The organism is Duganella caerulea (genome assembly GCF_040362985.1).
GTDB classification, from domain to species: Bacteria; Pseudomonadota; Gammaproteobacteria; order Burkholderiales; family Burkholderiaceae_D; genus Rugamonas; species Rugamonas vulcania.
On record NZ_BPWJ01000016.1, the window covers coordinates 43,302 to 60,676 of the forward strand.

17 protein-coding genes are annotated in these 17,375 nt (G+C 67.4%); 9 read left to right on the forward strand and 8 right to left on the reverse strand.

What is annotated here, in order from left to right; translation table 11 throughout:
• Nucleotides 1–117: 117 nt before the first annotated feature.
• The 3 genes from paaX (at nucleotide 118) to ACUJB0_RS29810 (ending at nucleotide 3,473) form a co-directional block, all read left to right on the forward strand.
• Nucleotides 118–1,044: a phenylacetic acid degradation operon negative regulatory protein PaaX gene (gene paaX / locus ACUJB0_RS29800; RefSeq protein ID WP_444848422.1), complete on the forward strand. Its 927-nt coding sequence runs from the start codon at nucleotides 118–120 to the stop codon at nucleotides 1,042–1,044.
• 85 nt (nucleotides 1,045–1,129) lie between these two features.
• Nucleotides 1,130–2,260: a M14 family metallopeptidase gene (locus tag ACUJB0_RS29805; RefSeq protein WP_444848423.1), complete on the forward strand. Its 1,131-nt coding sequence runs from the start codon at nucleotides 1,130–1,132 to the stop codon at nucleotides 2,258–2,260.
• Between the two features lie 97 nt (nucleotides 2,261–2,357).
• Entirely contained in the window at nucleotides 2,358–3,473 is a 1,116-nt protein-coding gene (locus ACUJB0_RS29810) for a hypothetical protein (protein WP_444848424.1), read from the forward strand.
• Nucleotides 3,474–3,475: 2 nt separating this feature from the next.
• On the opposite strand, the gene pmbA is transcribed toward ACUJB0_RS29810, so the two are convergent.
• Entirely contained in the window at nucleotides 3,476–4,828 is a 1,353-nt protein-coding gene (gene pmbA / locus ACUJB0_RS29815; protein WP_444848425.1) for a metalloprotease PmbA, read from the reverse strand.
• A gap of 94 nt (nucleotides 4,829–4,922) precedes the next feature.
• On the opposite strand from pmbA, the gene yjgA reads away from it, so the two are divergent.
• From yjgA to ACUJB0_RS29830, 3 genes are read left to right on the forward strand one after another with little or no spacing between them, the layout of a single operon-like run.
• Nucleotides 4,923–5,531: a ribosome biogenesis factor YjgA gene (gene yjgA, locus ACUJB0_RS29820; RefSeq protein ID WP_444848426.1), complete on the forward strand. Its 609-nt coding sequence runs from the start codon at nucleotides 4,923–4,925 to the stop codon at nucleotides 5,529–5,531.
• Nucleotides 5,521–6,129: a molybdopterin adenylyltransferase gene (gene mog / locus ACUJB0_RS29825; protein ID WP_444848427.1), complete on the forward strand. Its 609-nt coding sequence runs from the start codon at nucleotides 5,521–5,523 to the stop codon at nucleotides 6,127–6,129. The genes yjgA and mog overlap by 11 nt, the downstream gene beginning before the upstream one ends.
• Before the next feature lie 8 nt (nucleotides 6,130–6,137).
• Nucleotides 6,138–6,806, forward strand: coding sequence for an alpha/beta hydrolase (locus tag ACUJB0_RS29830; RefSeq protein ID WP_444848428.1), 669 nt, complete (start codon nucleotides 6,138–6,140; stop codon nucleotides 6,804–6,806).
• Here the strand turns inward: ACUJB0_RS29830 and ACUJB0_RS29835 are convergent.
• On the reverse strand, nucleotides 6,803–7,804 hold the full coding sequence (locus ACUJB0_RS29835; RefSeq protein ID WP_444848429.1) for a serine hydrolase domain-containing protein: 1,002 nt from the start codon (nucleotides 7,802–7,804) through the stop codon (nucleotides 6,803–6,805). The genes ACUJB0_RS29830 and ACUJB0_RS29835 overlap by 4 nt on opposite strands.
• Nucleotides 7,805–7,821: 17 nt before the next feature.
• Nucleotides 7,822–8,376, reverse strand: coding sequence for a carboxymuconolactone decarboxylase family protein (locus ACUJB0_RS29840; protein ID WP_444848430.1), 555 nt, complete (start codon nucleotides 8,374–8,376; stop codon nucleotides 7,822–7,824).
• Between the two features lie 107 nt (nucleotides 8,377–8,483).
• Between ACUJB0_RS29840 and ACUJB0_RS29845 the strand changes: the two genes are divergently transcribed.
• The gene (locus ACUJB0_RS29845; protein ID WP_444848431.1) at nucleotides 8,484–9,815 is read left to right on the forward strand and encodes an aspartate aminotransferase family protein; all 1,332 of its coding nucleotides are present in this window, start codon (nucleotides 8,484–8,486) and stop codon (nucleotides 9,813–9,815) included.
• On the opposite strand, the gene ACUJB0_RS29850 is transcribed toward ACUJB0_RS29845, so the two are convergent.
• From ACUJB0_RS29850 to ACUJB0_RS29865, 4 genes are read right to left on the reverse strand one after another with little or no spacing between them, the layout of a single operon-like run.
• On the reverse strand, nucleotides 9,816–10,670 hold the full coding sequence (locus ACUJB0_RS29850; RefSeq protein WP_444848432.1) for a fumarylacetoacetate hydrolase family protein: 855 nt from the start codon (nucleotides 10,668–10,670) through the stop codon (nucleotides 9,816–9,818).
• A 41-nt stretch (nucleotides 10,671–10,711) separates the two neighbouring features.
• Nucleotides 10,712–11,530 carry a 2OG-Fe(II) oxygenase gene (locus ACUJB0_RS29855; RefSeq protein ID WP_117013901.1) on the reverse strand — a complete coding sequence of 273 codons (819 nt, stop codon included), beginning with the start codon at nucleotides 11,528–11,530 and terminating at the stop codon, nucleotides 10,712–10,714.
• Between the two features lie 53 nt (nucleotides 11,531–11,583).
• Nucleotides 11,584–12,885 carry an MFS transporter gene (locus ACUJB0_RS29860; protein ID WP_444848433.1) on the reverse strand — a complete coding sequence of 434 codons (1,302 nt, stop codon included), beginning with the start codon at nucleotides 12,883–12,885 and terminating at the stop codon, nucleotides 11,584–11,586.
• Nucleotides 12,886–12,893: 8 nt separating this feature from the next.
• Complete coding sequence (locus tag ACUJB0_RS29865) at nucleotides 12,894–14,354, reverse strand: KamA family radical SAM protein (RefSeq protein ID WP_444848434.1); 1,461 nt, start codon at nucleotides 14,352–14,354, stop codon at nucleotides 12,894–12,896.
• Nucleotides 14,355–14,586: 232 nt separating this feature from the next.
• On the opposite strand from ACUJB0_RS29865, the gene ACUJB0_RS29870 reads away from it, so the two are divergent.
• Both ACUJB0_RS29870 and ACUJB0_RS29875 read left to right on the forward strand, forming a co-directional pair.
• Entirely contained in the window at nucleotides 14,587–15,042 is a 456-nt protein-coding gene (locus ACUJB0_RS29870; RefSeq protein WP_444848435.1) for a cache domain-containing protein, read from the forward strand.
• 15 nt (nucleotides 15,043–15,057) lie between these two features.
• Nucleotides 15,058–16,713 carry a methyl-accepting chemotaxis protein gene (locus ACUJB0_RS29875; RefSeq protein ID WP_444848436.1) on the forward strand — a complete coding sequence of 552 codons (1,656 nt, stop codon included), beginning with the start codon at nucleotides 15,058–15,060 and terminating at the stop codon, nucleotides 16,711–16,713.
• On the opposite strand, the gene ACUJB0_RS29880 is transcribed toward ACUJB0_RS29875, so the two are convergent.
• Nucleotides 16,618–17,190 (reverse strand): DNA-3-methyladenine glycosylase, encoded by a 573-nt coding sequence (locus ACUJB0_RS29880; RefSeq protein WP_444848437.1) that lies wholly within the window; start codon nucleotides 17,188–17,190, stop codon nucleotides 16,618–16,620. The genes ACUJB0_RS29875 and ACUJB0_RS29880 overlap by 96 nt on opposite strands.
• Nucleotides 17,191–17,375 lie beyond the last annotated feature (185 nt).

A 17,375-nucleotide genomic window follows, 5' to 3' on the forward strand; every position in this document is an offset into this window, starting at 1 on the left:
TTTTTTGACTCAAATCACAAATCAGTATCCCATTGGAAAGACACGTGAAATAAATGCTGCGCCGATGGTCAGGCAAAGTAAACTCTTGTCTGTGTGTATAGAAAGAGAAGTTCGCCCATGAATTGCAACGACTGGATAGCCGGATTTTTGGCCAGCGACCCGCCCCGCTCGAAATCGCTGGTGGTGACCATTTTCGGCGATGCCATCGTGCCGCACGGAGGGATGGTGTGGCTAGGCAGCCTGATCGAGCTGCTGGCGCCGTTCGGCGTCAACGACCGGCTGCTGCGCACGGCGGTGTTCCGGCTGGCGCAGGAGGGCTGGCTGGGCGCGCAGCGGGACGGGCGGCGCAGTTCATACGCGATCACGGCGCCGGCGATGGCGCGCTTCGTGCACGCCTACCGCCGCATCTACGCGCCGCTCAATGTGCACTGGGACGGCAGCTGGACCTTGATACTGAACGGCGATGGTGCACTCAATGCGGCCGAACGCAGCGCGGTGCGCAAGGAGTTGCTGTGGGAAGGATATAGCGTGATCGCGCCCGGCATCATGGGCCATCCGGCGGCCGACGGCCCGGCGCTCGACGAGCTGCTGAAGCGGCTGGGGGTGGACGGCAAGCTGTACGTGGTGCAGGGCAAGGCCATGCGCCAGGTCAGCGGCCGGCCGTTGAGCGAGCTGGTGGCGGCGGGCTGGGATTTGAGCGGCGTGGCGCAGGCTTACCAGCATTTCATCTCGCAGTTCGGGCCGTTGTTGGCGGCGGTGCAGGCGGCCGCGGCGGACGGCGGACTGGCGCCGCAGCAAGCCTACGTGATCCGCACCTTGCTGATCCACGCCTACCGCCGGGTGCAGCTGCACGATCCGCAGTTGCCGGTCGAGCTGCTGCCGACGCCGTGGCCGGGCGCGCTGGCCTACGAGCTTACGCGCGCCATCTACCTGGCCGTGTTCGCGGCGGCCGAGCAACACATCGACACCACGCTGCGCCGCGAGGACGCCGCCGCCCCCGCCGCCGAGCCCGCCTTCTTCGACCGCTTCGGCGGGCTGGCTTAGCGCCGGGCTCCAGACCCTGTATCATGTCGCCACTGCGCCACAAGCGCAAACAAACTTCTTACATAGAATTTACCGGGATTCAGCCATGTCTATCAAAATCAGCCAGCAATTCGACGCCGGCGCCATCGAGGTCCTGCGTGCCGACGATCCGGCCGCTATCGACCTGAACATCCGCAAGGACTCCCACGCGGACATCACCCAATGGTTTTATTTCCGCGTGCAGGGCGCGCAGTCCACGCCGCTGTCGCTGCGCTTCCTGAACGCCGGCAGCGCCGCCTATCCGGACGGCTGGAAGGATTACCAGGCCGTCGCCAGCTACGACCGCGACAACTGGTTCCGCGTGCCGACCACCTATGACGGCAAGGTCATGACCATCAACCACACGCCGGAATACGACAGCGTCTACTACGCCTACTTCGAGCCGTACTCGTGGGAACGCCACCTGTCGCTGCTGGACAACGCGCAACTGTCGCCGCTGGTCAAGCTGGTCGACCTGGGCAGCACCATCGACGGCCGCGACCTGAACATGCTGGTGATCGGCGATCCGGAAGCGGATCAAAAGGTCTGGGTCATCGCGCGCCAGCATCCCGGCGAGACGATGGCGGAATGGTTTGTCGAAGGCATGGTCGAGGCGCTGCTGGACCCGGCCAATCCCTTCGGCCGCCAGTGCCTGAAGGAAGCGGTGTTCTACGTGGTGCCGAACATGAACCCGGACGGCTCGGTGCGCGGCAACCTGCGCACCAACGCGGCCGGCGCCAACCTCAACCGCGAGTGGTTGAACCCGACCATGGAACGCAGCCCCGAAGTGTTCCTGGTCAAGAACAAGATGCTGGAAGTGGGCTGCGACCTGTGCCTGGACATCCACGGCGACGAAGGCCTGCCTTACGTGTTCGTGGCGGGCAGCGAATCGCTGCCGAACTTCACGCCGGACCAGGCCGAAGCGCAGCAATACTTCATCGACAATTTCCTGATCGCCAGCCCGGACTTCCAGGACGAGCACGGCTACGGCGAAACCCCGTACACCGACGAGACGTTGACGATGGGTTCGCCGCACATCACCCACGCCTTCGGCTGCCTGTCGCTGACCTTGGAGATGCCGTTCAAGGACAACGCCAACGATCCGGATCCGGAAACCGGCTGGAACGGCGCCCGCAGCGCCGAACTGGGCAAGGCCGTCCTGCAGCCGGTGCTGCAATCGCTGGTCGCACAGCAGTAAGCTGAGCTCTTCCCTGCGGCGCGACAAGGTCGCCGCCGCAGGGAAAAATACACTGGACCTCATCGGCGCATTCGCGCGCCGCCATTGGAGGTTCAGCATGAATACCCTGACTCAAATACGCCGCGCACTGTTGCTGATTGTGCTGACGCTGTGCGCCTGCTCCACACCCTACCGTCCGCCGCAGCCGCTCGACGCCAACACCACCTTCCCCGGCCTGATCGACCTGGCCGCCCGCGCCGGCGGCAAGTCCGCCGATGTGCTGCTGGTGCACGGCATCTGCACCCACGACACCAGCTGGGCCGGCGTGGTCGTGTCGCAACTGATGCTGCCGATCACGGCCGCCACCAGTCCCACGTCCGCGCGCGCGGCAGGCACTGGCGGGCCGCAGATCCAGATCGTCTCATCCAACGTGGCCACCTCGGCCGGCAAGCTGCGCTTCGACGCGCTGATCTGGTCGCCGCTGACCACGCCGCTCAAGCGCCAGCTGTGCTACGACCAGACCGGCAAGTCGTCCATCTGCGAGGGCGCGCCGCCGTTCACGGCGACACGCGCGCGGCTCAACGCCCGCTTCAAGGACGGCCTGATCGACGACTGCCTGCCAGACGCGCTGGTCTACCAGGGCGTGGCGCGCGACGACATCCAGCGCCGCATGCGCGACGCAATCCTGCAAGTGATAGGGACAAGCGAGACCTCGCCCGAGGTGCCGCTGGTGGTGATCTCGCATAGCATGGGCAGCAAGATCCTGTTCGACACCCTGCTGCGCATGTCGGAGGAAACGCCCGGTTCGCCGGCGGCGCTGGTGGCGCAGCGCGCCGTGGACCGCCTGCGCCTGCTGGTGATGGCGGCCAACCAGATTCCGCTGCTGTCGCTGGCGGACCAGCAGATCGGCGCTGCGACGCTGGCCGCGGCCGGCCCGGACAGCCTGCAACGTCTGCTGCAAAAGCGCCTGCCCGGCAAGCGCGCGGTGGCGGCCCAGCGCCTGACACTGGTGGCCTTCACCGATCCCAATGATTTACTGTCGTACACCTTGCCGGCGGACAGATACGCCGGCGAAGGGGTGGTGGTCTACAACATCCTGGCCTCCAACGCGCCGACCTACTTCGGCCTGCTGGAACGCCCGGACTACGCCCACCTGAACTACCTGACCAACCCCGACGTCGGCCGCCTGATCACCTGCGGCCTGCCGTCGAGCACCTTGTGCAAGCGCGAGTAGACTCAGCCGCCCGCCACCACCATGTTCTCGATCAGGATGGAGCCGGTCTGCTTGGTGCCGCGCACCAGCACATCGGCGCCCACCGCGACGATCTGCGCCAGCATGTCCTTCATGTTGCCGGCGATGGTGATCTCCTCCACCGGATACTGGATCACGCCGTTCTCCACCCAATAGCCCGACGCGCCGCGCGAATAGTCGCCGGTCACGTAGTTGGTGCCCTGCCCCATCAGCTCGGTCACCAGCAGGCCGGTGCCCATCTTGCGCAGCATGGCGGCGAAGTCGTCGCCCTTCTTGGTCAGCGACGAGGTCAGCGACAGGTTGTGCGAGCCGCCGGCGTTGCCGGTGGTCTTCATGCCCAGCTTGCGCGCCGAATAGGTCGACAGGAAATAGCCCTGCACCACGCCATCCTTGACCACGTCGCGCTTGACGGTGCGCACGCCTTCCTCGTCGAACGGCGCCGAGCCGACGCCGCCGATCACATGCGGGTCTTCCTTAATCTGGATGTGCTTCGGCAGCACCTGCTTGCCCAGCGAATCCAGCAGGAAGCTGGACTTGCGGTACAGCGAACCGCCCGAGGTCGCCTGCACGAAGGCGCCCAGCAGGCCGGCCGCCAGCGGCGCCTCGAACAGCACCGGGCAGGTGCGGGTGTCGATGGTGCGCGCGTTCAGGCGCGCCAGCGCGCGCTCGGCCGCGTAACGGCCGATCGCTTCCGGCGCCGACATCTTGTTGGCGTCGCGCACCGAGGTGTACCAGTCGTCGCGCTGCATCTTCGCGCCCTTGCCGGCGATCATGGCCACCGACAGCGTGTGGCGCGAGTACGGATAGCCGCCGATGAAGCCGCGCGAATTGGCCGCCACGAAGTGCGACTGCTGTACGTGCACACCAGCGCCCTCGGAGTTGGTCACGCGCGGATCGACCGCGAAACCGGCCGCCTCGGCGCGCTGGGCCAGCGCCACCGCGTCGGCGGTGCTGATGTCCCACGGATAGAACAGCTTCAGGTCGCGCGGCGCCATTTCCAGCTGGTCGGCGTCGGCCAGGCCGGCGCAATCGTCGTCCGAGGTGAAGCGGGCGATGTTGTAGGCCGCCTCCACCGTCGCCTTCAGCGCGGCGGGGGAAAAGTCCGAGGTGCTGGCGTTGCCGCGGCGCTGGCCGATGAACACCGTCACCCCCATGCCCTTGTCCTTGTTTTGCTCGATGGTCTCGATCTTGCTCTTGCGTACCGACACCGACAGGCCGCTGCCCTCGCTGATTTCGACGGCGCAATCGGTGCCGCCTTGCGCCTTGGCAAACGCCAGCACGTCGCGTGCGAGCTGCTTCAACTGGTCCTGGGTGTGGGTGAAATGGGTATCGCTCATGGGCTGTAATCTTCGGGTGGGCGCTAAAACAGGTATCATAGCAGTCGTTTACAGTTTACAGGTGCGGCCACGCGCCTGACAGAAAGTTAATATTATGGTAAATCCCAATCGCGGCAGCGGCGGCGTGGGCTTCAGCTCCACCGAATTCGAGCAAGAGTACGAACGTCCTTCCAAATCCGAACTCAAGCGCCAGTCCGACGCCCTGCAGAAAATGGGCGAGACCCTGGTCGAATCGCCCCGTGACCGCGTCAAGCGCGTGCCGATGCCCGAGGACGTGCGCGACGCCATCCTCGAGTGCCAGCAGATCACCAACCACGAAGGCCGGCGCCGCGCGCTGCAATTCGTCGGCAAGAAAATGCGCACCCTGGACGAGACCGAAGTGGCCGTGATCCAGCAAGCCATCGATTCGTGGAAAGGCGCCTCCAAGTCCGAGACGGCCGCCATGCACGCGCTCGAGCGCCGCCGCGACAAGCTGCTCACCGACGACAAGGCGCTCACCACGCTGCTGGCGGAAAACCCGGAACTGGACGTGCAGCACCTGCGCACGCTGATCCGCAACGCCCGCAAGGAACAGGCCGAGAACAAGCCGCCGAAGGCCTATCGCGAGATCTTCCAGATCCTCAAGCAGATCGAAGCGGGCAAGAACAAGCCTGCCGCCGCCTCCGCCGACGATGAGCAAGACAGCGAGTCCGATGACGAGTAATTCCGACACCCTGGTCATCGGCCTGGTATCGGTGTCCGACCGCGCCAGCGGCGGCGTCTACCAGGACCTCGGCCTGCCCGCGCTGCAAGACTGGCTGGCGCGCGCGCTCACCACTCCCTACCGTGTTGAAACCCGCCTGATCGCCGACGAACGCGCGCAGATCGAAGCCACGCTGACCGAGCTGGTCGACGTGGCCCGCTGCCACCTGGTGCTGACCACCGGCGGCACCGGCCCGGCGCGGCGCGACGTCACGCCCGAGGCCACGCTGGCCATCGGCACCAAGGAAATGCCGGGCTTCGGCGAGCAGATGCGCCAGATCAGCCTGCATTTCGTGCCGACCGCCATCCTCTCGCGCCAGACCGCCGTGATCCGCGAGACCGCCGACCACGCCGCGCTGGTGCTCAATTTGCCGGGCCAGCCCAAGGCCATCGCCGAAACGCTGGGCGGCCTGAAGGACGCGGCCGGCGCCACGCTGGTAGGCGGCATCTTCGCCGCCGTGCCGTATTGCGTCGACCTGATCGGCGGCCCCTACATGGAAACCGATCCGGCCGTGTGCAAGGCCTTCCGCCCCAAATCCGCGCAACGCCCCCAACCCTGAGGACGCTCATGAGCACCCTGCTGCAAACCATCGAAAAAGAAACCGGCGCCAACCCGAGCGTGGCCATCATCTGGATGCACGGCCTGGGCGCCGACGCCAACGACTTCGTGCCCATGCTGCACGAACTGGACCTGCGCGGCCTGCCGCCGATCCGCTTCATCTTCCCCAACGCCGACACCATGCCGGTGACCATCAACAACGGCTACGTGATGCGGGCCTGGTACGACATCGTTGCCAGCGACCTGGGCCGCCAGGAAGACGAAGCCGGCCTGCGCGCCTCGCAAGCCAAGGTGGAAGCGCTGATCGAGCGCGAGAAGGCGCGTGGCATCCCGGCCGAGCGCATCATCCTGGCCGGCTTCTCGCAGGGCTGCGCGATGACGCTGCAGACCGGCATGCGCCTGCAAGAAAAGCTGGCTGGCCTGATGTGCTTATCGGGCTACGTGCCGATCGCCGCCAAGGCCGCCGCCGAGCACACGCAAGCGAGCCTGGCCACACCGATCTTCATGGTCCACGGCCGCATGGACCCGGTGATTCCGGTGGCCCGCGCCGAACAGTCGCGCGACCTGCTCAAGCAGCTCGGCTACAACGTCGAATGGCACGACTACGCGATGCAGCACTCGCTGTGCCAGGAAGAAGTGGACCACATCAGCGCCTGGCTGAAAAAGGTCCTGGCCTAAGCCAGCGCAGCCGCCACCAGCGGCTCCAGTTCCGGCTGTGCGCGGTCGGAATTGGCCAGCTGGATCACCGACACGCGCAACTGCGGCAAGCGCAGCACCAGCGTATTGAAGCCCCACAGGCAGCCGCCGTGGAACACCACGTCGTGTTCCTGGCGCCGCACCCACTCCAGCCCGAAGCGGTAATCTGGCACCGTGCCGTCGGCCAGCGGCGATGGCTGCAGCATCGCATGCAGCAGGCTGTCCGGATCGGCCCACTGCCGGTGCCACGCGCGTTCCCACAGCACCAACTCCTGCGTGCTGGCGTACACACCGCCGTCGCCCACCGTGTTGGCATTGCCCAAATGCTGGCGGTAGCCGCCCGGCCGCTGCGGATCGGCCTCGTAGCTGCACACCCGGTGCGGCAGCACGTTCTGGCGGTCGTCGTCGAAGCCCATGCGCGTGATCCCCAGCGGTAGCAGCAGCGTCTCGCGCAGATAGCGCGCGGCCGGCATGCCGCTCAGGCGCTCGATCAGCGCCGCCAGCAGGATGTAATTGCTGTTGCTGTAGCGATGCCCGGCGCCGCCATCGAGCGTGTCCATGCGCGCGATGACGCGCAGGATGTCCGCGTTGTTGAAATAGTCCGCCTCGTGCCTGCCCGGCTGGCAGCGCAGGAACTGGAAATAGTCCGGGATCCCGCTGCTGTGATTGAGCAGGCTGCGCAAGGCGAACGGCTGCTCGAAGCCGGCCAGCTCCGGCAGCAGCGCGCACACGTCGTCATCCAGGCCTATCTTCCCGGCGCGCACCAGCGCCAGCACGGCCGCCGCCGTGAACTGCTTGGACTCCGACGCCAGATAGTACGCCGACCGCGCCGACAACGGTACCTCCAGCTCCAGCGACGCCAGGCCGTGATGCAGCTCGAACGCCACCTCGCCGTCGCGCACCACCAGCGCGCTGAAGCCAGGTCCGTCCGCGGGCAGCGCCGCTTGCAGGCGCAAAAAATATTCTCTCAGTTGATTCATCGGTATCTCTTTGATCGTCAATCCGGCAGCGGCGTGGCGGCGGACGCCGGCACCGCCGTCCGCGCCGCGTTCATCACCATCGCCAGGAAGGTGTAGTAGCCGTTGATGCCCATCAGGTCCACCACCCCGTGCTCGCCGAAGGCCGCCAGCGCCGCCGCGTAGGTCTCGTCGTCGACCCGCTGCCGCTGATGCAGCTGGATGCAGAAGTCGTGCACCAGCGCCTCGTCGGCCGCCATGCCCTCGGGCCGCCGACGCGCCGCCACCGCCGCCACCACCTCGTCGGCGATGCCGTACTGGCGCGCGATCGGCTCGTGGATCGCCCATTCCACCTGCTGGCTCCACTGCCGCGCCGTCACCAGGATCGCCAGCTCCGTCAGCCGCGTGCCGATCGCGCTGCGGTAGCGCAGGTACTCGCCCATGCGCTGCGCCGCCGCCATCAGTTCCGGGCTGCGGATCAACGGCACGAAGGGCCCGTACAAGGCTCCTCTCGGTCCGTCGATCACGGCCTGCGCCGCCACCTGCTGGGCGGCGCTCATGTTGGCAAACGGTATAGGTCCCAAACGGTCATCCATGGTCAGCATCCTTAAACAATATTCGCTCATGGTGCGGCATAGATCAATGGAACACAAGCCGATCACGGCTATCGTCTGCTCTTCGTCACCCCGATTGAAAGGACGCCATGAGCCACATCATCCACCGCAACCTGCGCCGCACCCCGCCGCTGGCCGTCAGCGCCTCCGGCCTGACTGTGCGCGACAGCCAGGGCCGCAGCTATCTCGACGCCAGCGGCGGCGCCGCCGTCTCCTCGCTCGGCCACGGACATCCCGACGTGCTGGCCGCCATGCACGCGCAGATCGACCGCAACGCCTACGCCCACACCGCATTCTTCACCTGCGACGCCGCCGAGGAACTGGCCACCCGTCTGGCCAACGACGCTCCCGGCGACCTCGATCACGTCTACCTGGTCTCGGGCGGCTCGGAGGCGATGGAGACCGCGCTCAAGCTGGCGCGCCAGTACTGGCTCGAAGCCGGCCAGCCCGATCGCAGTGTGTTCATCGGCCGCCGCCAGAGCTACCACGGCAACACGCTGGGCGCGCTGGCCATCGGCGGCAATGAGTGGCGCCGCCGTCCGTTCGAGCCGTTGCTGATGGAGGTGCCGCGCGTCTCGGCCTGCAACGAGTACCGCGGCCGCGCCGACGGCCAGAGCACCGAGGACTACACCGCCGCCCTGCTGGCCGAACTGGAGGCGACCATTCTGGAAAACGGCCCGCAGAACATCATCGGCTTCGTCGCCGAGACCGTGGTAGGCGCCACCGGCGGCGCCGTGCCGCCCACGCCCGGCTACTTCCGTGGCGTGCGCAAGCTGTGCGACCAGTACGGCATTTTGCTGATCCTCGATGAAGTCATGTGCGGCATGGGCCGCACCGGCACGCTGTACGCGTTCGAACAGGACGGCGTGGTGCCGGACCTGGTGGTGCTGGGCAAAGGCCTGGGCGCCGGCTACCAGCCGATCGGCGCGGTGCTGGCGCGCGACCACATCGTGCGCCAGCTGCGCGACGGCAGCGGCGCCTTCCTGCACGGCCATACCTACATGGGCCATCCGGTGGCCGCGGCGGCCGCGCTGGCGGTGCAGAAGGTGATACAGAGGGATTGTTTGCTGGGCGCCGTCACGGTGCGCGGCGCGGCCTTCCGCCGCATGCTGCGCGACGCTTTCGGCAGCCATCCGCATGTGGGCGACATCCGCGGACGCGGCATGCTGCTGGCATTGGAGCTGGTGCGCGACCGCGATAGCAAGCGGCCCTTCGATCCGGCCTGCCAGCTGCACGCGGCGGTGAAGGAGCAGGCCATGTCGCGCGGCCTGATGGTCTATCCGATGGGCGGCACCATCGATGGCCTGCACGGCGACCATATCCTGCTTGCGCCGCCGTTCATCGCCACCGAGGCCGAACTGGCGGAGATCACCAGCCGCCTGGCCGACGCGCTGACCCGCGCGCTGACCAGTGCAACGTGATTACTTCGGCGCCTGCCAGGCGATGACGTCCTGCTGCTGCTCGCCCAGTCCGGCGATGCCCAGCCGCAGGACGTCGCCCTTCTTGAGGAAGCGCTGCGGCTTGCGGCCCTGGCCCACGCCCGGCGGCGTGCCGGTGGCGATCACGTCGCCCGGTTCCAAAGTCATGAACTTCGACAGATAGCTGACGATCTGCGCCACCGAGAAAATCATGGTGTCGGTGCAGCCGGTCTGCATGCGCTTGCCGTTCAGCTCCAGGTACAGGTCCAGCTTCTGCACGTCGTAGATGTCCTCCGGCGTCACCAGCCACGGGCCGACCGGGCCGAAGGTGTCGCAACCCTTGCCCTTGTCCCACTGCGGGCCGCGCTCCAGCTGGAACGAACGCTCAGACACGTCGTTGACCACGCAATAGCCGGCCACGTATTTGAGCGCGTCCTCCTCGCTGACGTACTGCGCGCGCGTGCCGATCACCACGCCGAGTTCCACTTCCCAGTCGGTCTTCTTCGAGCCTTGCGGCAGCATGATGGGATCGTCCGGGCCGGACAGGCAGGAGATCGCCTTCATGAAGACGATGGGTTCCTTCGGGATCGGCATGCCCGATTCGGCCGCGTGGTCCGAGTAATTGAGGCCGATGCCGATGAATTTGCCGACGCGCGCGACCGGCACGCCGTAGCGCGGATTGCCGCGCACCAGCGGCAGCGAGGCGTGCGGGATCTTTTCCAGCTTGCGCAGCGCCTTGGGCGCCAGCTGCGCCGCGTCGATGTCGGCGATCACGCCGGACAGGTCGCGCAGCTTGCCTTCGTCATCGATCAGGCCTGGTTTCTCTTTGCCGGGACGGCCGTAACGAACAAGTCTCATGGGGTTCCTAGGTTAAAAGCGGTGGGTCCAAGCCCGCCATTCTAACCGTAGCGCCCCTGCCTGAGCCATTTGTTGGCGATGATCTTGGTGCCGCTGACCACCGGCGCGCCGCCGTGCAAGGTCTGCTTGTCCGGTTGATGATTGACGTCGGTGTTGAGGAACCACAGCGCGCTGCCCTTCTTCGGATACACCTCCAGCCCCAGGCCGGGGAACACCGTGCCGCCGCCCTGCTCCACGTCGCTCAGGTACAGGATGAAGGTGGCCAGCCGCTGGCCGCCGCGCGCCAGGTGGCTGCGATGGCCGCTGCTGTCCGGGTCCAGCCAGTCGTAGTGCGGACGGTACTCCTGCGTGACGCCGTACTTCTGCAGCTGGAACGGCTCGCCGCATTCGGCCGGCCAGTGCGCCAGCTCCGCCAGCCGCTGCTCGATGCGCTCGGCCACCTCGGCCTCGCCGCGCTGGATGAAGGCCATCTCGCTGGTGCGGCCCTCGTGCACCACGCTGGCGCCGTCGGCCTCGCCGGTGACGGTGGAGCGGGTGTAGCGCGTGCCGCAGTGGGCGACGATGGCGTCGCACTCCTCGTCGCTGAGCACATTCCCCAACAGGATGATCTGCGGCTGCTTCAGCACGAACAGCACTTCCACCATGCGGTCCTGCACCGCGATCAGGTTGCGTTCCAGGTCGATGTAGGGCATCTGCTGCGGCGCCACGAACACGCTGGCCGCCGGCGCCTGCCCTTCCGCGGCGCGCAGCGCCAGCGCCTCGTCGATGGCGGCGCGCGCCACCGCCATGCTGTGCTGGCCGGAGGCGGCCATGCTGTTGGCCATGTCCAGCGGATTGCAGGCGCGCGCCAGGTTTTCCATGATCCAGTCCCGCCACGCGGCTGGCAGGGAAGCAAATGGGGTGGGTGGAGAAGTCATCGTGTGATCGGAGGGCTGGTTGCGGGATTCCCGGATGGATAGTCGATTCTACCGGATTGCGCCGCCGTACCCCAGCGCCGCCGCGCGAACAGGACCAGTCCCCGCAACTGCAGCAGCACCAGCACCCCGAACGCCACCTGGTAGGCCTGCGCCGGATAGTGCTGCAGGGCGTCGGGCCGCCAGCAGCCCAGCACCAGCCCGAAGCCGGCCTGCATCGCGAACGCGCCCAGGAAGATCAACAGGTTCAGGAAAGTGGCGCCGCGTCCCGTCAGCGACGGCGGCAGGCTTTGCGCGACGATCGCGTATTCGATGCCGGTCACCGTGCCCACCAGCGTGAACACCACCGACAGCAGCTGGAAGCTGGGCGCCCAGTTCAGCACAAAGCCCAGCTGCACCGCGATGAACAGCGCCACACCGGCCGCCGCCACGCTGATCGGCGCCACGCCGCGCCGCCCGGCCCACTCGGTGATCATGCCGACCGCGATGGCGCCGAAGATCACCGCCGCCATGCCCAGGTACAGCAGATAGGTCACCGCCGCCTCGGAAAAGCCGGCGACGTCGCTCAGCCAGCGGCTGATCCACAGGCCCTGTATGCCGAAGAACACCATGTGCGGCACCATGACCAGCTGCGCCACCTCGCGGAAGGCCGGATGCCTGAACACCTCGCGCAGCACCGCCAGGCTGGCCGGCCGCGCCGCCGACGACGGCGACGGCGACGATGACGCCGACGCGGGCGGCGCGGAGGGCGCCACCAGCCATATCAGCAGCGCCAGGCAGGCCGCAGCCGCCGCCAGTCCCACGAACAGGCCGCGCCAGTCGGTGTAGTGCAGCGCCAGCCGCACCGGCAGCGTGGCCGACGCCGCGCCCAGTCCTCCGGCCGCGATCAGGTAGCCCTGCACCGACGGCAGCCGCGCCGGCGCGATCCAGGTCGATACCGCCTTCACCGCCGACATGAAGCAGCCGCCCAGTCCCAGTCCGATCAGCGCGCGCGCCACCAGCAGCTCGGCGAAATCGCGGCCGCCCGAAAAGGCCAGCGCGCCCAATGCCGCCAGCAGCAGCATCGGCGGCTGCACCCGCGCCGGGCCCCAACGGTCCAGCGCCATGCCGACCGGCAGCTGCGCCAGCGCGAACGCCAGGAAGAAGGCGCTGGTCAGCAGGCCAAGCTGGCCGGGAGTCAGCGCCAGCGCCGCCATGAGCTGCGGCGCCAGCGTCGCGTTCACGGTACGGATCAAACTCGATAGATAGTGGCCCAGCGCGAACGGCAGGAACACCAGCACAAACACCGCGCGGCCGGACATGGCGCCACCTACGCCGAATTGTGGGCGCCGCAGCCGGCCGCCGCGCCGCCGCGCTGGCCGTCGTCCTGGCGCGCCGCGATCAGCGGGATCACTTTGCGGTGGCCCGGTGGCTCGGCGCCGTACTCGCTGCGGCTGCCGCCCTCCTCCTCGAAGAAGAACTTGTCCTTGCCGAAGGCCGGCTTCAGGTCGTCCATCCAGGTCGCGTTGGGATCGAACCTGGCGTAGAACGGCTTGCGCACCCAGTCCGGATTGCGGGCCTGCAGGAACTGCAGCGCGAACACCTTCTCGCCGCCGATGTTGACGACGCCGTCGATCACCACCTTGCCGGGGAAGGCGCTCATCGACGGCCCGCGCACGGTGCGCGACAGGCCGGACACCATCTGGTAGGCCTGCTGGAAGATCTCGTGCGCGCGCGCCAGCGGCAGCTGGAAGTACTCGCGCGGGCCGGTGTCGCGCTCGACGAACATGTAGTACGGGATGGCGCCCAGCCGCACGCCGGTTTGCCACAGTTCGGCCCAGCTGCGCGGGTCCTCGTTGATGTGGCGGATCAGCGGCCCCTGCATGCGCAAGGTGGCGCCGGTGCCGACGATGCGCTTGACCGCCTGCTGCGCGATCTCCGGGCGCAGCTCCACCGCGTGGTTGTAGTGGCCCATGATGGCCATGTTCTTGCCGCTGTCGACCACGCGCTCGAACAGGCGCAGCAGGTCGTCGGCGTCGCGGTCGGTGACGAAGCGCTGCGGCCAGTACGCCACCGACTTGGTGCCGATGCGGATGTTCTGGATGTGCGCCAGGTCCGGCGCCAGCAGCGGCTCGATGTAGGCCTCCAGCGAGCGGGTGTTCATGATCAGCGGATCGCCGCCGGTGATCAGCACGTCCGTCACCTCGGGGTGCAGGCGCAGGTAGTCGGCCAGCTGGTGCGATTCCTTGGCGTCGAACTTCATGTCGTCCATGCCGACGAACTGCGGCCAGCGGAAGCAGAAGGTGCAGTAGGCGTGGCAGGTCTGGCCGGCGCTGGGGAAGAACAGCACCGTCTCCTTGTACTTGTGCTGCAGGCCCTTGAGCGGCGCGTCGTTCACGCGCGGCACATTGTGCGTCATCTGCCCGGCCGGATGGGGATTCATGCGCAGGCGGATGCGCCGTACCAGCTCGGTCAGCGCCTGCTGGTTGGCGCGGCCCAGCACCAGCTCGCGCAGCTGGGCGTAGTCGTCCGGCGCCAGCATGTCGCGGTGCGGGAAGGTCAGGCGGAAGATCGGATCGTCCGGGATGTTGCTCCAGTCGATCAGGTGGTCCATCACGTATTCGTTGGTACGGAACGGCAGCACGTGCGACACCACCTGCACCGCTTCCTGCAGGTCGGGCGTGAGCAATTCCCACTGGCGGGAATGGGAGATGGTCTGGCGGATGAAGGGCTTGAACTTGGGCGCCTGGGCGCCGGCGCTGTTCCAGGAAGCTATCGGAGTAGAGGTCATCGCTGGTTCCTATCGCAATAAAAGGGGAGGACGGAAACTGCATGCTAGGCCGCCCGCCAAAAACGCGATTGCCGAAAATCAAGTGACATACGGAAAGACATTTTCCGTTGACGCAGAGCGCGTGCAAAATTGCCACACGGCCAGAACTTGCGGCAGCGCAATTCCCGGCGCCGGCAGCGGCGTACAGTTCGTGGGAGCAAGTCCCTCCTCCTCCCCCACACAAGGAACCGCCATGAGACTGACCGCCCTGCTGGCCGCTGTCGCCGCCACGCTGTTGCACACCACCGCCGGCGCCGCCGAGCCCACCGAGAAAGACGCCGTCGCCATGGTGGAAAAGGGCGCCGCCTACCTCAAGGCCCACGGCAAGGAGGAGCTGATGAAAAAGGTGGCCGCCAAGGATCCCGAGTTCGTGCAGGGTTCGCTGTACGTCGACCTGCGCGACCTGGCCACCGGCGTGGTGCTGGCGCACCCGTTCAACCCCTCCATCGTCGGCAAGGACCTGACCGACGTGCCCGACGCCAGCGGCAAGAAATACCGGCGCGAGATCATCGACGTGGCCGCCAAGAAGGGCCACGGCTGGGTCGACTACCAGTACAAGAACCCCGGCAGCGGCAAGATCGAACCCAAGACCACCTACGTGTTGCGGGTCGGCGACGTCGTGCTGGAAGCGGGCATCTACAAAAAATAGCGGCGGGAGAGCATCATGCTGAACAAACTGCGTATCGGTCCCAAACTGTTGCTGGCGCCCGGCCTGGTGCTGCTGCTGCTGGTCGTCACGGCCGCCGCCGCCTACTACGGCATGGTGCACCAGAACGCCTCGCTGGAAAACCTGGTGCAGGTGCGCGCGGCCCGCCTGCGCCTGGCCGCCGACATCACCGGCGAGACGCGCTACGCCCACGCCCACATCTACCAGCTGCTGGCCTGGGTCAACGGCAGCTTCTCGCAGGCCCGGCTGGACGCATTGTCGCGCCAGATCAAGGCCGGCCACGCCACCATCGAGGGCCAGCTGCGCCAGCTGGCGGCGCAGACCACTGGCGACGAGGACGCAGCCGAGCACAAGATCGCCGGCCAATTGCTGCAGACGCTGGTGGCCTACCGCAAGGCGGTGCTGGACACCATGGAGATGGCCAGCATCGACCAGAGCATCGCCACCAACGCCATGGCCCACGGCGAGAAGCAGTTCCTGCTGTTCAACGAGCAGCTGGCGCAGTTGTCGGCGCTGGAGAAAGGCCTCAGCGAGCAGGCCTACGCGCGCGCGCGAGCCGAGTTCCATTCGCTGGGCAACAGCATGGCGCTGATGGTGCTGCTGTCGATCGCGCTGTCGCTGGGCGTGACGATGGCGGTGCGCGGCGCCATGCTGCGCGACATCCGCGCCATCGCCGACGTGGTGGTGGCGCTGGCGGCCGGACGGCTGTCGGCCGGCCAAGGCAACCACGGCCGCGACGAGATCGCCGACACCGCCCGCATGCTGGACCACACCATGCACAACCTGACCCAGACGCTGAGCGCCATCCTGGCCTCGGTCAAGGCGATCGACTGCGCCTCGCATGAAATCGCCAGCGGCAACCTCGACCTGTCGACCCGCACCGAGATGCAGGCCAGCTCGCTGGAGGAGACCGCCAGCGCCATGGCCAGCCTGACCAAGGCGGTACAGAACAACGCGGCCGGCGCGCGCCAGGCCTGCGAGTTGGCGGCCGGCGCCGCCGACCTGGCCCAGCACGGCGGCGCCGCCGTGCGCCAGGCGGTGCAGACCATGGCCTCGATCCGTGCCAGCTCGCGCCAGATCGTCGACATCATCAGCGTGATCGACGGCATCTCCTTCCAGACCAATATCCTGGCGCTGAACGCCGCCGTGGAAGCGGCCCGCGCCGGCGAGCAGGGGCGCGGCTTCGCCGTGGTGGCCAGCGAAGTGCGCACGCTGGCGCAGCGCTCGGCCGCCGCCGCCAAGGAGATCAAGGCGCTGATCGCCACCTCGGTGGCCACCATCGACAGCGGCAGCGCCTCGGTGCAGCAGGCCGGCGAGCGCATGGAGGCCATCGTCGCCTCGGTGCAGCAGGTCAACGAGGTGATCGCCCGCATCAGCGACGCCAGCGCCGAGCAGGCCCAGGGTATCGCCGAGGTCAACCACGCGGTCGGTCAGATGGACGATGTGACCCAGCAGAACGCCGCGCTGGTCGAGCAGGCCGCCGCCGCCGCGGCCAGCCTGCAGGAGCAGGCGGTGCAGCTGTCGCAGGCGGTGTCGGTGTTCAAGGTGGAGGCGCCATCAGCGCATGGGCTTGCTCAGAAAGCGCGAGCCGGCCAGGCCGAAGCGCCACGGCAGCTCCACCGCTTTGCTGATGCCGATGCGCGGGCCGGCTAGCACCTCGACCGGCGCGCCGGCGTCCGGCGCCAGCAGCGCGAACGGCGGCGCGTCCAGCGCCAGGTTGTTGAACTCGCGCGTGACGCCCAGCGCCTGGCACAGCCGCCCCGGCCCCGAGCACAGCAGGCGCGGGTCGTCCAGCCCGCGCCGTTCGCGCATTTGCTCCAGGCCGGCCAGCGGCTCCAGCGCCCGGATCAGCACGCCGGCGCCGTGGCCCTCCTCGCGGCAGACGAAGTTCAGGCACCAGTGCAGGCCGTGCGAGCGGTACACATAGCTGCGCCCCGGCGGGCCGAACATCGAGAAGTTGCGCGGCGTCGGCCCGTTGTAGCAGTGCGCGGCCGGCTCGGTGCGGTCGTAGGCCTCGGTCTCGACGATGCGCCCGCCCACCCCGTCCACCAGCAAGGTGACGCCGATCAAACGCCGCGCCACCTCGGCCGAGGGCGCGCTGAAATCGATACCAGCCAGATGCTTGTCCATCCGGGTATTGTAAAGGGCAATCTGGACCGCACGCTCACGAAAGGCGTGACAAATGATTATCGAAACGGCGCGCGCCACGGTTTTTAGCGACAAAATATGGCGGCCCCGGCAGAAAATCGGGAGAAATTCGTGCGCGCCGCCCGCGCTTGCGGCGATAATCTTGTGAGGCACGCCCGGCATGCGCC